Here is a 12,449-nt window from a genome sequence, read left to right on the forward strand (position 1 = left end):
GCCGTCCTCAGTGGTCGGCGGCCATCTGGGGCAGCGGGCCGGTGGGGCTGCGGTTCACCTTCACGAAGAACAGCACCGGGATCGTCGCCCAGCACACCAGCGCCATCAGGTAGAAATCGTTGAGGTAGGCGATCATCGCCGCCTGCTTGTTGACGAGGCCGTCGATCACCCGCGCCGCAGTCTCTGCTGCGCCGCCATAGGCGGTGATGCGGTCGAGATCGAACGGGACGCTCATGCGCGTGACGCGCTCCGCGAGTTCGGCATGGTTGCGCTGGATGCCCTGCGACAGCAGCACGGTGACGACCGCGATGCCGATCGAAGACCCGATCGAGCGGCACAGGTTGAGCAGGCCCGCTGCGTCGGTGCGATACTGGCCCGGCAGCGTGGAGAAGGCGATCAGGTTGACCGGCATATAGGTGAAGCTCATGCCGATTCCCTGGATCACGCCGGAGACGACGATCGGCCAGGTCGGCATATCGGGCGACCAGCCCGCCATCATGTGCAGCGACCAGCCGGTCACGACCAGCCCGATCGCGAGCGCGAGACGCGGGTCCATGCGGGCCATGACCTTGCCCAGGATCATCATCGAGGCGAGCATCCCGATGCCGCGCGGCGCGAGCAGCAGGCCCGCATCGATCACGGGATAGCCGTAGATGTTCTGCAGCAGGCCGGGCATCAGCGCCGAGACGGAGACGAGGATGCTGCCCATCAGGAACTGCAACCCCATGCTGACCACGAAATTGGGGTCGGCGAAGATGCGCCGCGCATAGATCGGGCGCGGCGTGATGGCGAGGTGGACCACCGTGAGCCAGGCAGCGGCCGCCGCGACGACCGCATAGGTCACGATCTCGCCCGAGCCGAACCAGTCCTTGGTCTCGCCCCGGTCAAGCATGAGCTGGAAGCAGGACAGCGCCAGCGCCACGAACAGCCAGCCAAGGATGTCCATGCGCTGCGGGACAGACTTCACCCGCGGCAGCATCGCAATGAGCACCACGCCGGCGAATATCCCCACCGGCACATTGATGAAGAACACCCAGCGCCAGTCCGAATTCTCGGTGATCCAGCCGCCCAGCACCGGCCCCGCGATGGGGCCGAGCATGATTCCCTGCGAGAAGATGCTCATCATCCGGGGCCGCTCCTCCGGCGTCGAGACATCGAGCATGACCGTCTGCGCGAAGGGACCGAGGAACGCGCCGAACAGGCCCTGCGCCACGCGGAACAGCACCATCTGGGTCAGGTTCTGGGCCAGGCCGCACATGACGGAAGCGACCGTGAAGCCCACCACGCAGATCACGAAGACCCGGCGCAGGCCGAAATTCGCGACCAGCCAGCCCCCCAGCGGCAGCGCGACCGCAGAGGCGAGGACATAACTTGTCAGCACCCAGGTGATCGTTTCCTGCGTGGCGGACAGCGAGGCGCGCATATGCGGCAGCGCCACGTTGGCAATGGTCGTGTCGAGGATCTGCATGACCATCGCGGCCATGACGGCGGCGATCAGCAGAGGGCGATTGGCGACCTGCAGCGGCGCTCCGGGATGCGCGGGCGGGCGCGCAGCACCCCCGCCCGCCCGCCGGGCGTCAGTGCTTGCCGACATGGACCGATACGGCGGCGCTCAGGCCGGCGATCAGCGGCCGGTCGGTCTTTTCGTCGATGGCGATGCGCACGGGCACGCGCTGGATCACCTTGACCCAGTTGCCCGTGGCGTTCTGCGCGGGCAGCACCGAAAACTCCGATCCGGTGCCCGCGCCGATGCTGTCGACATGGCCCTTCAGGCGCAGGCCCGGATAGGCGTCGAGCCGGATTTCGGCGGGCTGGCCCGCGCGCATCCGGTCCAGATCGGTTTCCTTGAAATTCGCTTCGACCCGCGCGCCATCGTCGCGCACGACCGACAGCATCGGGACGCCGGCGAAAACCATCTGGCCGATCTGCAGCCGGTTGACCTGCGTGACCCTGCCCGAGGCGGGCGCGCGGATGACCGTACGCTGGAGATCGAGCACGGCCTTGGCACGGGTGGCCTGGGCGGCAGCGATGGCGGGATTGACCCCGGGCACCTGCGCCCCGGTGGCGAGCTGCGCCTGCGCCTTGGCGACTTCGGCGTCGAGCGCGTTCAGCTTGTCGCGCGCGCTGGCGACGGCGAAGTTCGCCGCGTCCATGCGGGCGCGCGTGTTGAAGCCGCGCTCCATCAGCGCCTTTTCGCGCGAATAGTTGGCCTGCGCCAGCGACAGCTCGTCGCGCGCGCCGGCCAGGTCGGCGGCGTTGGCGCCGACATCGGCCTGAAGCGCGGTCACGCGCGCCTGCGCATTGGCGATCTGCGCGTCGGCCTGCTGCATCGCCACCTTGAACGAGGACGGGTCGATGGTGAACAGGACGTCGCCCGCCTTGACCTGCTGGTTCTCGCGCACCGAGACCGCGACGATCAGCCCGTTCACTTCGCCCGCGACCGAGACGATGTCCTGCTTGATGTAGGCGTTGTCGGTCTCGACCTCGCCCGGGCTGCCGAACCAGTACCACAGGCCCGCGCCGACGATCAGGATGGGGACCACCGTCATCAGCGCCAGGCGAACGCGCTTGCGCCGCGTTTCCGACTGGTGTTCGCGGGCGGCCTGGGCGGCGTTCTGGTTGGCGGGGAACGGATCTGCTTCAGCCATGGGCCTGTTTCGCTTTGGGCGCCGGTTCGAGATCGACCGGGGATTCTTCGGAAAGGTTGCCCCGCACCCGCTCCAGCAGGCCGAGCAACTGGGCGTGTTCGGGATCGGAAAAGCCTTCGAGCGCTTCGGCAAAGACCTGGTCCGCGCAGTCGCGCAGGCGCGCCATCAGCGGGTCGGCGGCATCGGTGACGAACAGACGCCAGGCGCGCCGGTCAGCAGGATCGGCCCGGCGCTCCACCATGCCCGACTTCTCCAGCCGGTCGATCATACGACCTGCGGTGATCGCCTCCACTTCAAGCCAGGCCGCCAGCGCGCACTGGTTGATACCGGGCGTGCGCTGGAGCGCGGCGAGCACGCGCCATTGCGGCCCGGTAACGCCGAATTCCCGCGCCACAAGGTCGAAGCGCTTGCGGAACAGGCGGCCGACATCGGTCGCAAGAAAGGCGATGTTGTTCTGCATCCTGTCGTGGCGATAATAGCCATGCTTACTACCGTCAAGAAGGCTATAACTTGTTATAGGGGAGTCAGAGCGCGCGCATCAGGCCCGGCACATGCGCCAGCAATTCGCGCGCGAGAAAGCCCAGCGGCCCCATCTGCTCTGCACAGCGGCGCCCCGCCTCGCCATGGAGCCACACCGCCCAGGCAGTCGCCTCCAGGGGGGGCGCACCGCGGGCGGCGAGCCCGGCGGCGATACCCGCGAGCACATCGCCGGACCCACCGGTGGCCAGCCCCACGCCTCCGCCGGCAAACGCAAGCACGGCCGCATCGGGCGCGGCGACAAGGCTGGTCGCGCCCTTGAGCACGCAGATCGCACCGAAGCGATCAGCCGCGCGGCGCACCGCCGCAACGCGGTCGGCGACAATCTCGTCTGCGGGCACGTCGAGCATCGCAGCAATCTCGCCCACGTGCGGCGTCAGCACCGCCGGCCGCGTACGGCGGCGGAGAGCGTCGGCATGATCCGGCAGGACCATCAGCGCCGCCGCATCCAGCACCAGTTCTGCCTTCGCGTTCACATCCAGCAGATCGGCAACGAGCCGGGAGGCAGCCTCGCGGCACGACATCGCCGGCCCGGCGATCACCGCGTCGGCGCGGGCCATCAGGTCCGGCAATGCCGGACCGCAGACACCGAGTTCGCCATTGGCTGCCTCTGGCATGGCATGGACGGCGATTTCCGGCATGGTCACGCCCAGCGGCAGCGCGGCGCTGGCGACGGTCGCCACCTGCACCTTGCCCGCGCCCGCCCGCAGCGCGGCTTCCGCGGTCAGGCGGATGCCGCCCGGCACCATCGTGCAGCCGCCGATGGCCAGCACCCGGCCCCGCCCGTTCTTGTCGGTGTCCTCCGCCGGCTGGGGCAAGGGATGTGCGCGCAGCCAGTCGCTGTCGAGCGCATGGAGGTCCGCGCCGTCAGCCACGCGAGGCAACCATCGCATCGGGTTCGGCGGTCACGGCGGTATCGTCCGCCACCATCGGCGCCGTGACGTTGTAGCGCGCAAGCGCGAGATGGCCGTGACCATTCGAGAGCCGCTCGAACCGGTACTCGGTAATCCCGCAATTCGCCACATCGCCTTCGCGGTCGATGGCGAGGATGCGCTCCTCGTCCAGTCCTTCGATAATGTAGCGCAGGCACAGCACGACGACCTGGTGCGCCACGATCATCACCCGGCGCCCGGCATGGTGCAGCGATACGGTATCGAGCAACGCGCGCAGCCGGAAGATCACATCGACCCACGATTCACCGCCCGGCGGGCGGTGATAGAACTTGCCCAGCAATCGGCGGAACTCCGCCTGCTGGGGCTGCAGGTCGCGGATGCCGGTGGTGGTCAGCCCGTCGAGAATCCCGAACTCCTTTTCACGCAGGCGTTCGTCGATGCAGACCGGTTCGTCAGGTGCGCAGCCACCCTCCTCGCGGAACAACTGCGCCGTCTGCACCGCACGAACATAGGGAGAGGACAGGAGCACGTCGGGACGCCCGTCCTCGTGCGCCTCGGCAAACCAGCGGCCCAACGCGCGCGCCTGTTCCTGCCCGAGTTTAGACAGCGGCACATCGACATCGCGGTGCGTGAGCGGAATGCGGGGCAGTCCCAGTTCGGTGGCGTGGTCGCGCGCCACGTTGCCCGCGCTCTGGCCGTGGCGCACGACCCACAGCACGGCGGGCCAGCGCATCGCGGGAGGAGGCGTGGGTGAAGCGGGATGCGGGCCGGTGTGCTTGGTCATACGATGCAGGCAACGGCACCGGAGGCCTTGCGGTTCCCCCACGTTCCCCTTCGACAGCGCCGCGGCTTGGGCGTAGGCTGCGAACGGGGGAGAGGGAGATGGAAGGTCACGAACTGGCCCGGAGGCAGCCGAATCTGGCATCGCGCGCGATGCGGCGGGCGCTGCTGGGGTTCTACAGGATGCAGGGGTGGACGGCCGTGGGCACGCCGCCGCCGGGCGGGCGCTATGTCATCATCGCCGCGCCGCACACGTCGAACTGGGATTTCCTCTATTTCCTGGGCCTTGCCAACGCGCTCGGCCTCGACGCGCACTTCATGGCCAAGGACAGCCTGTTCCGCTGGCCGCTGGGCGGCTTCATGCGCGACATGGGCGGGGTATCGATCGACCGGTCGGCGCGGCGCAACGTGGTGGACGCGATGATCGCGGAGTTCGCCCGGCGCGACCGCTTCGTGCTGACGATCGCGCCCGAAGGCACGCGCAGCGCAGTAAAGCAGTGGCGCACCGGCTTCTACCAGATCGCGCTGGGCGCGGGGGTGCCGATGGTGGTGGGCCTGATGGACTATGCCACCAAGACCGGCGGGCTTGGCCCGGCGATCATGCCGACCGGCGATTACCGCGCCGACATGGCGCAGATCGCCGAGATCTATCGCAGCGTGACGCCGAAACACCCGGACCGCTGCATCACCGACTTTTCGGAGCTGCTCGATGGCTGATGCGCTTCTTTTCAACGCGGCCGCGCTGGCGCTGGGCATGGCCGTGCTGTGGCGGCTGGCCGTGCGGATCGGGGACGTGAGCTTCATCGACGCGGTGTGGGCGGGCGGCATGGCGGCGCTCGCAGCCGTGTCGTGGGCGCAGGTCGGCGCGCCGGGCGGACGCGCAGCGCTGATCGCGGCAATGACCACGGCGTGGGGCGTGCGCCTTGCCGCTCACCTGCTGGTCCGGTGGCGCGGGCACGGCGAGGACCCGCGCTATGCCCGCATTCTTGGCCGGGCAAAGCGCGAGGGGCGGTTCGCCTCGGCCGCTCTGAAACTGGTGTTCGGCCCGCAGGCGGTGCTGCTGTTCGTGACCTGCCTGCCCGCGCAGCTGGGCATCATCGCCAGCGCGGGCGCAGCGGCAGGGCCGCTGGCGATGGCCGGTGGACTCGTCTGGCTGGTCGGTTTCGCGTTCGAGACGGTGGGCGACCGGCAACTCGCCCGGTTCCGCGCCGATCCGGCCAACAAGGGCCGCGTGCTCGACACCGGCCTGTGGCGCTATACCCGCCATCCCAACTATTTCGGCGACTGCTGCGCGTGGTGGGGCATCTGGCTGGCAGCGGCCGAAGCCGGCCCCGGCATCGCGCTGGCCGCCCTGCCGGGACCGCTGTTCCTCACCTTCACGCTCACCCGCTGGTCGGGCAAGCCGCTGCTGGAAAAGGGGATGGCCGAGCGCCGGCCGGGCTATGCCGACTATGTGCGCCGCACCTCTGGCTTTATCCCCCTGCCGCCCCGGAACTGACACGCGGCTCTGACGGCACGTCGCGCACGGGCATCGCGCGGAACCAGCTTTCCAGCGCGTCGATGTCGGTCGCCCCGGTCACCGCCTCGGGCTTGCCCGCGAACACCGAGAAGCCGTCGCCGCCGAGCGCCAGGAAGCCGTTGACCGTGACGCGGTAACGGCGGGCCGGATCGACCGGCAGGCCGTCCAGCGTCATCGCCGTGATCCGGCTGCCGACCGGCTTCGTGCGGTCGAACGCGAAGGCAAAGCCGCGTGACGGGGCCAGCACCTGTTCCGGGCCATTGGCGTCGAAGCCCTGCTCCAGCGCGGCCTTGATCTCCGCCCCGGTCATCGTCTCGGTCACGACCTGGTTGCCGAAGGGCTGGACCTGGTAGATGTCGCCGAACGTCACCGTGCCGTCCGCCGCCGGGACGATCGCGGCGCGGATGCCGAAGGGATTCATGAAGGCGATCTGCGCCCCCGCGCCGCGCGTCGCTTCCAGCTGCGAATCGGCGATGAGGTTGCCGAGCGGGCCGCCGGTGTTGCTTTCCGGCCCCTCGCCCTTGCTGGCCGGGCCGGACAGCTTGCCCACGGCGCGCGCGGTGAAGGCCTTCGACGCATCGACATAGCGCTGCACATAGGCGGCAATGTCCGCGCGCGGGGCGAACTGCGGGAACAGCGGCGTGTTGGCGAGCGGCCCCTTCGACGAGGTGTAGGGCGCGGACTGGACGATCACGTTGCGCGCCTGCTTCGATACGACGCGGTGCGCGGCGGGATCGATCTCCAGCCGGATGTCGGTCAGTTCCTTGCCATAGACGCCCGCGCTGGTGAGCAGGAACGGGCGCGCCGGATCGACCGCGCTCCAGTCGCAGACATAGTCCCAGTGCGTGTGGCCCGAAACGACCACGTCGACGCGCGGATCGAGCCGCGACAGGATCGGGCGGATCTCTCCCACCAGATCGTTGCAGCCGTTGGGATCGGGCGCGCCCTGCGTCTTGCCGCCCTGGTGGATCAGCACGACGATGGCATCCGCGCCCTGCGCCTTGAGCTGCGGGACGGCGGCGTTGATCGTGTCGGCCTCGTCCGCGAAGGTCAGCCCGCGAATGCCGGCGGGGCTGACGAGATCGGTCGTGCCTTTCAGGGTGAGACCCACGACGCCCACGGTGACGCGGCGCTTGCCCGTGCCGAAGCTGCGCAGCCCGGTGGCGGGGAACAGCGTGGCGCCCGAAGGCTCGTGCGTGCTGGCCGCGAGATAGCGGAACGTGGCGCCGGTGAACTTTTCAAGCTGGCACGGCTCCTTGGCGGTGAACTTCGCGCAGCCGCCGTTCTGCATCCGCAGCAGTTCATCGCGGCCACGGTCGAACTCGTGGTTGCCCACCGCGTTGAAATCGACGCCGACGCGGTTCATCACCCCGATCGCCGGCTCGTCGAGATAGAGCGACGAGGCAAGCTGCGAGGCGCTGATCATGTCGCCCGCGGAGACGGTGAGGTGGTTGGCATATTTGCCGCGCACGCTATCCACCGCCGAGGCGAACCATGCCGCGCCGCCGGCGGGCACCTGCACCTGCCCGCCCTTGCCATCGGGCGCGACGACCGACTGGCGCGGCGGTTCCAGGCTGCCATGGAAGTCGTTGAAGGCCACGATGCCGACTTCGACCGGCGCGGCGGAACGCCCACCGCCGCCCGCCATCGGCGCCGCGCAGCCGGCCAGCGTGCCGAGCAGGAGAAGAACGACAGCGCGAGGGGTGTGCGAGATCACGGGCAGCCTTTTGGTAACGGTTGCAACAGCTTGCCGGTCCTAGACCGAATGGATGACGCAGTGAAGGCATCGCCTTTCATTGAAACCTCGGGAACCAGATCCTACAATCACTCCGAAATGCCCACCCGCCGGGAACAGGAACAAGCGATGCGACGCGCGCAGACCGACATCGAGGCCGAACGTGAGCGGCTGGTCGAAATCGCCACCGCACTGATCGAGGAACGCGGCAGCACCGCGCTGACGATGCAGGAAGTGGCCATCCGCGCGGGCATGTCGCCCGCCAATGTCTATCGCTATTTCGAAAGCAAGGAAGCGCTGCTGGAAGCGCTGGCGGAATACTGGTTCCGCCCCAAGGTACAGGCGATGGAGGACGTGGTCGCCAGCGACCTGCCCGCCCGGCGCAAGATGTACGAGTTCTTCGCCCGCCGCTTCACCATGATGCGCCGGCATTACGAAGCCGATCCGGTCGCCTTCCAGACCTATATCGAGATCGGCAACGAGCATTTCGAGCAAGTCCGCAGCTACGTCGATCTGGCCGATCACTACCTTGGCGTGATCATCGGCGAGGCGATGGGCGAAGGGCACTTTACCGACCTGGGCATCGACGAGACGATCAGCCTCGTGAACCAGATGGTCGCGCCCTATTGCGCGATCAACACCATGATGATGTTCATGGACAGGCTGACCGAGGACAAGCTGGCGCGCATCATCGATGCCGTGTTCGATGGATTGTCCGCCGCGGATCGGGGCGCCAAGGGCGTGACGGGTCTTCGCGCAGCCTGAGCCGACGCGATCACGCGGCAGCGCACCAGTCGCCGCGCCTTCCCTGCCAGTGTTCGGCCAGCCCTTCGCGTTCGAGTACGGCGCCAAGGCTCTCGCCGCCGCGCCGCACCACCCGCAGCGCGCGACCATAGCGGTCCACCTCGCGCCCTTCGATGGCGAGCGAGAACGGGCCGGCATTGAGCAGTTGCGTAAGCCGCCGCGTTGCCGCCGCCCCCAGCGCCGCTTCCCGCGCGCAGCCGGGATGGCTCACTTCGGGCGCATTGATATCGGCGATGCGGATCTTGGTGCCCTGATACCAGAAGGTGTCGCCATCGACGATGCAGGTTACACGTTTTGCAGCCGCGCACGGCGCAAAACGGGCCGCCTCGCGGTCTGCCCCGACCTGGGAAAACGGATGCGCGAACGTGCAGGAACGTCCGCCAAGGAAGGCCAGAAGCGCCGCGAAGGAGAGGGTGAGAGCTCGGATCATCGTGACTAGATGATCATGATCCCGCGCGGTTCCGTTCCGGATAAATTCTTATGCCGGAGTGACTTAGTAGAAACACCATAGGCAGGAGCGGGGCCTACCGAATCTTAACCGGCGGGGGCTTAGGACGCCTGTCATGCTTGGCTTTCGCTCTCGCCGGATCTTCCGGAGTCGCTGGTCGGCTCTGTGGTGGGCCGCCGGCATCCTGTTCACCGCCTGGCAGGTGACGCCCTCGCCCGACGAGACCGAGGCCGCCGCGCCCGCGCCGCCTCCGGTTCACGTCAATCCCTGGGCCAAGGATCCCCCGGCGCCGCGCTGAGCCCTACCGGCCGATGAAGATGAACCCGACCGCACCCATCAGGCAGGCGAAGGCGGCGAAATGGCGCCAGTGCAGCGGTTCGCCCAGAACCAGCACCATGAACCCGCCGAACACGGTCAGCCCGATCGCCTCTTGCACGACCTTCAGCTGGCCCGCGCTCCAGCGGTTGGCATAGCCGATCCGGTTGGCCGGCACCGCAAGGCAGTATTCGATCAGCGCCAGTCCCCAGCTGACCGCGATCACCAGCACCACGGGCCTGCTTTCGGCCACCTGCGGGCCACCTCGCAAATGCCAGTACCAAGCCGTCGTCATGAAGATATTCGACAGGAACAACAACAGGATCGTCTGCAACGCCGCACGCTCCGCAAGGATTGGCCGCATTTCCTGCGCGCACCGCGCGGCTCGCGCAATCCCCGGACAGCACCCGGCATGAGCACGGGCTTGGCAGATTGTTAACCGCGAAACGCTACCGTTGCGACGTGCCGATACCAACCGGAGCCGCGCGATGATCGCCCTTCTTTTCCGCAACCGCTGGTTCGCGCTTCTCTGGGGCGTGCTGATCCTGGGCAGCGCAACGACCATCGCGACCCGCGAGTTCGGCGATACCGCTCCGGCCGAGCAAGCCCCCAGCGAGAGCGCGGAAGACAAGTTCGCGCGCTGGGCGCAGGAAGAGGAAAAGCCGGTCTCCGCCGAAGATCAGGAAAGCGACGGCAAGAAGCGCTACGAAGTGCGCGTCTACGACCGCGACAAGGACGTTACCTCAACGGTGAACGATCTTCCCGAGGACGACAACGCGGCAACTGGCGGAGACGACGCAGCAGCGCAGCAGGCCGATCAGTAACGCGCGCGCGGGGTGTCGTCGTCGATGCCCTGCTCGCCGTACGTGCCTTCCTCGTCGTCGTCGCTGCGCTCACCGCGAAACGCGCCCATGTCGATCCGGCCCGATGTGACCATCTGCTTCATGTGATCGACCACATCCGGAGTCGTGCCGCCGATTTCGTCGGGATCGTCGCCCACGCGTTCGGTCTCGCCATCTTCACCGGAACCAGACCCGCGCCCGATGCCTTCGTTGGCGATGGTCTGCGCCTGCGCGCCTTCATCGTCCTGCTCGGCATTGTGCGCCTCGGGCGCGAGATCGCGCTCGTCGAAGTTTTCGCCAGCATCGTTCTGAGCGGGCGAGATGGGCTTGCGGTCGGTCATGGCGCTGTCTCCTTGCGAAAGGACTACGCGCCAACCTGCCCGCTCGTTCCGGCGGCGGCCAGACCTTCAGCGGGTGGGAACCGGCACCTCACCCGAATAGTCATAGAAGCCCCGGCCGCTTTTGCGGCCCAGCCAGCCCGCCTCGACATACTTGGCGAGCAGCGGCGCGGGGCGATACTTGGAATCGCCGGTGCTGCCATGGATCACGCGCATGATTTCCAGGCAGGTGTCCAGCCCGATGAAGTCCGCCAGTTCGAGCGGCCCCATGGGATGGTTGAGGCCCAGCCGGCAACCCTTGTCGATGTCCGCCACGCTGGCGGTGCCGCTGCCCAGCACGAAGCACGCCTCGTTCAGCATGGGCACGAGAATGCGGTTGACGATGAAGCCCGGCTCGTCGCCCGATTGCACCGCTTCCTTGCCCAGGCGGGCGACAAAGCCCTTCACCGCATCGACCGTCGCGGCGGACGTGGCGAGGCCGGGGATCACCTCGACCAGCTTCATCACCGGCACCGGATTGAAGAAGTGGACGCCGATGAAGCGCGCCGGATCGGGCGAGGACACGGCCATGCGCGTAATCGGGATCGAACTGGTGTTCGATGCCATGATCGCATCCGCGCGCAGCACCTTGCCCGCCGCCTCGAAAATCCTGTGCTTGATGTCCTCGCGCTCGGTCGCGGCCTCGATGATCAGGTCGGCTTCGACCATCGCGGCATAGTCGCCGACAGGCACGATCAGCGAAAGGGCGCTTTCCGCATCGGCGGCGGCGATCTTTTCCTTCTCGACCAGCCGCGCCAGCCCCTTGGCGATCTTCGCCTTGGCCTTCTCGGCCAGATCGAGCTGCACGTCGGAAAGCAGCACCCTGAGGCCCGCCTGCGCCACGACCTGCGCAATGCCCGAGCCCATCTGCCCCGCACCGATCACCGCTACCGTCCGCATCGCTTGCCTCCCTGCCGAATGATCCGCGCTGCCTAGCTTCGGGCGCGCGCGCTGTCCATTGGCACCCCGAGGATCAATCCTGACGAGAGGCGCCCGGCACCCACAACGGGTCCGCGCCGGCGTTGATCGCGCGGGCAAGGACGAACAGGTAGTCGGACAGGCGGTTGAGGTAGCCGAGCGCCGCCGGGTTCACCGCTTCCACCGCGGCCAGCGCGACGGCCGCGCGTTCGGCGCGGCGCGCGATCGACCGCGCGAGGTGGACGCGCGCGGCGCCCTCGCTGCCCCCCGGCAGGATGAAGCTGGTGAGAGGGGGCAATCCTTCGTTGACCGCGTCGATAGCGCGTTCCAGCCATGCGACCTGCCCCGGCACCACGCGCAGCACCATTTCCGAAGGCGTGAAATCCTCGCCCGGCGTGGCAAGGTCCGCGCCCAGGTCGAACAGGTCGTTCTGGATGCGTTGCAGGGGCTGGGCACGATCATCTGGCAGCGCGACGGCGGCAAGGCCGAGTGCGCTGTTGAGTTCGTCGACTTCGCCGATGGCGTGCATCCGCGCATCGTGCTTGGCGCGGCGCGAGCCATCGACCAGCCCGGTGGTGCCGTCGTCGCCGGTGCGGGTGTAAATCTTGTTGAGCTTGACCATGCGCAGCCGCT

Annotated in this window: 16 protein-coding genes; 5 read left to right on the forward strand and 11 right to left on the reverse strand. The window is 68.0% G+C overall.

Going from position 1 to position 12,449, the window contains the following annotated elements:
* Positions 1-7: 7 nt before the first annotated feature.
* From OLX02_RS09710 to OLX02_RS09730, 5 genes are all read right to left on the reverse strand, one after another.
* Positions 8-1,594 carry a DHA2 family efflux MFS transporter permease subunit gene (locus tag OLX02_RS09710; protein WP_264422343.1) on the reverse strand — a complete coding sequence of 529 codons (1,587 nt, stop codon included), beginning with the start codon at positions 1,592-1,594 and terminating at the stop codon, positions 8-10.
* Positions 1,578-2,648, reverse strand: coding sequence for an HlyD family secretion protein (locus OLX02_RS09715; RefSeq protein WP_264422344.1), 1,071 nt, complete (start codon positions 2,646-2,648; stop codon positions 1,578-1,580). The genes OLX02_RS09710 and OLX02_RS09715 overlap by 17 nt, the downstream gene beginning before the upstream one ends.
* Positions 2,641-3,108 carry a MarR family winged helix-turn-helix transcriptional regulator gene (locus OLX02_RS09720; protein WP_264422345.1) on the reverse strand — a complete coding sequence of 156 codons (468 nt, stop codon included), beginning with the start codon at positions 3,106-3,108 and terminating at the stop codon, positions 2,641-2,643. The genes OLX02_RS09715 and OLX02_RS09720 overlap by 8 nt, the downstream gene beginning before the upstream one ends.
* A gap of 64 nt (positions 3,109-3,172) precedes the next feature.
* On the reverse strand, positions 3,173-4,060 hold the full coding sequence (locus tag OLX02_RS09725; protein WP_264422346.1) for an NAD(P)H-hydrate dehydratase: 888 nt from the start codon (positions 4,058-4,060) through the stop codon (positions 3,173-3,175).
* Positions 4,053-4,862: a histidine phosphatase family protein gene (locus tag OLX02_RS09730; protein WP_264422347.1), complete on the reverse strand. Its 810-nt coding sequence runs from the start codon at positions 4,860-4,862 to the stop codon at positions 4,053-4,055. Before OLX02_RS09730 ends, OLX02_RS09725 begins: the two co-directional genes overlap by 8 nt.
* 98 nt (positions 4,863-4,960) lie before the next feature.
* On the opposite strand from OLX02_RS09730, the gene OLX02_RS09735 reads away from it, so the two are divergent.
* Complete coding sequence (locus OLX02_RS09735; RefSeq protein WP_264422350.1) at positions 4,961-5,575, forward strand: lysophospholipid acyltransferase family protein; 615 nt, start codon at positions 4,961-4,963, stop codon at positions 5,573-5,575.
* On the forward strand, positions 5,568-6,356 hold the full coding sequence (locus tag OLX02_RS09740) for a DUF1295 domain-containing protein (protein ID WP_264422352.1): 789 nt from the start codon (positions 5,568-5,570) through the stop codon (positions 6,354-6,356). The genes OLX02_RS09735 and OLX02_RS09740 overlap by 8 nt, the downstream gene beginning before the upstream one ends.
* On the opposite strand, the gene OLX02_RS09745 is transcribed toward OLX02_RS09740, so the two are convergent.
* Complete coding sequence (locus tag OLX02_RS09745; protein ID WP_264422755.1) at positions 6,331-8,025, reverse strand: bifunctional metallophosphatase/5'-nucleotidase; 1,695 nt, start codon at positions 8,023-8,025, stop codon at positions 6,331-6,333. The two genes, OLX02_RS09740 and OLX02_RS09745, sit on opposite strands and share 26 nt — an antisense overlap.
* 216 nt (positions 8,026-8,241) lie before the next feature.
* Between OLX02_RS09745 and OLX02_RS09750 the strand changes: the two genes are divergently transcribed.
* Positions 8,242-8,877, forward strand: a complete 636-nt coding sequence (locus OLX02_RS09750; protein WP_264422354.1) for a TetR/AcrR family transcriptional regulator — start codon at positions 8,242-8,244, stop codon at positions 8,875-8,877.
* Between the two features lie 10 nt (positions 8,878-8,887).
* On the opposite strand, the gene OLX02_RS09755 is transcribed toward OLX02_RS09750, so the two are convergent.
* Complete coding sequence (locus tag OLX02_RS09755) at positions 8,888-9,346, reverse strand: thermonuclease family protein (protein ID WP_264422356.1); 459 nt, start codon at positions 9,344-9,346, stop codon at positions 8,888-8,890.
* Between the two features lie 133 nt (positions 9,347-9,479).
* On the opposite strand from OLX02_RS09755, the gene OLX02_RS09760 reads away from it, so the two are divergent.
* The gene (locus OLX02_RS09760) at positions 9,480-9,662 is read left to right on the forward strand and encodes a hypothetical protein (protein WP_264422357.1); all 183 of its coding nucleotides are present in this window, start codon (positions 9,480-9,482) and stop codon (positions 9,660-9,662) included.
* A 3-nt stretch (positions 9,663-9,665) separates the two neighbouring features.
* On the opposite strand, the gene OLX02_RS09765 is transcribed toward OLX02_RS09760, so the two are convergent.
* Positions 9,666-10,013 (reverse strand): DMT family protein, encoded by a 348-nt coding sequence (locus OLX02_RS09765; protein WP_264422757.1) that lies wholly within the window; start codon positions 10,011-10,013, stop codon positions 9,666-9,668.
* Positions 10,014-10,167: 154 nt separating this feature from the next.
* Between OLX02_RS09765 and OLX02_RS09770 the strand changes: the two genes are divergently transcribed.
* On the forward strand, positions 10,168-10,503 hold the full coding sequence (locus tag OLX02_RS09770; RefSeq protein ID WP_264422359.1) for a hypothetical protein: 336 nt from the start codon (positions 10,168-10,170) through the stop codon (positions 10,501-10,503).
* Here the strand turns inward: OLX02_RS09770 and OLX02_RS09775 are convergent.
* The 3 genes from OLX02_RS09775 to OLX02_RS09785 all read right to left on the reverse strand — a co-directional run bounded on the left by OLX02_RS09775 (position 10,497) and on the right by OLX02_RS09785 (position 12,438).
* Entirely contained in the window at positions 10,497-10,862 is a 366-nt protein-coding gene (locus OLX02_RS09775; protein WP_264422361.1) for a hypothetical protein, read from the reverse strand. The two genes, OLX02_RS09770 and OLX02_RS09775, sit on opposite strands and share 7 nt — an antisense overlap.
* Positions 10,863-10,928: 66 nt before the next feature.
* Complete coding sequence (locus OLX02_RS09780) at positions 10,929-11,798, reverse strand: 3-hydroxyacyl-CoA dehydrogenase NAD-binding domain-containing protein (RefSeq protein ID WP_264422362.1); 870 nt, start codon at positions 11,796-11,798, stop codon at positions 10,929-10,931.
* Between the two features lie 73 nt (positions 11,799-11,871).
* Entirely contained in the window at positions 11,872-12,438 is a 567-nt protein-coding gene (locus tag OLX02_RS09785; RefSeq protein WP_264422364.1) for a cob(I)yrinic acid a,c-diamide adenosyltransferase, read from the reverse strand.
* Between the last annotated feature and the right edge of the window lie 11 nt (positions 12,439-12,449).

This window comes from Novosphingobium sp. KCTC 2891 (genome assembly GCF_025938155.1).
Lineage (GTDB): Bacteria > Pseudomonadota > Alphaproteobacteria > Sphingomonadales > Sphingomonadaceae > Novosphingobium.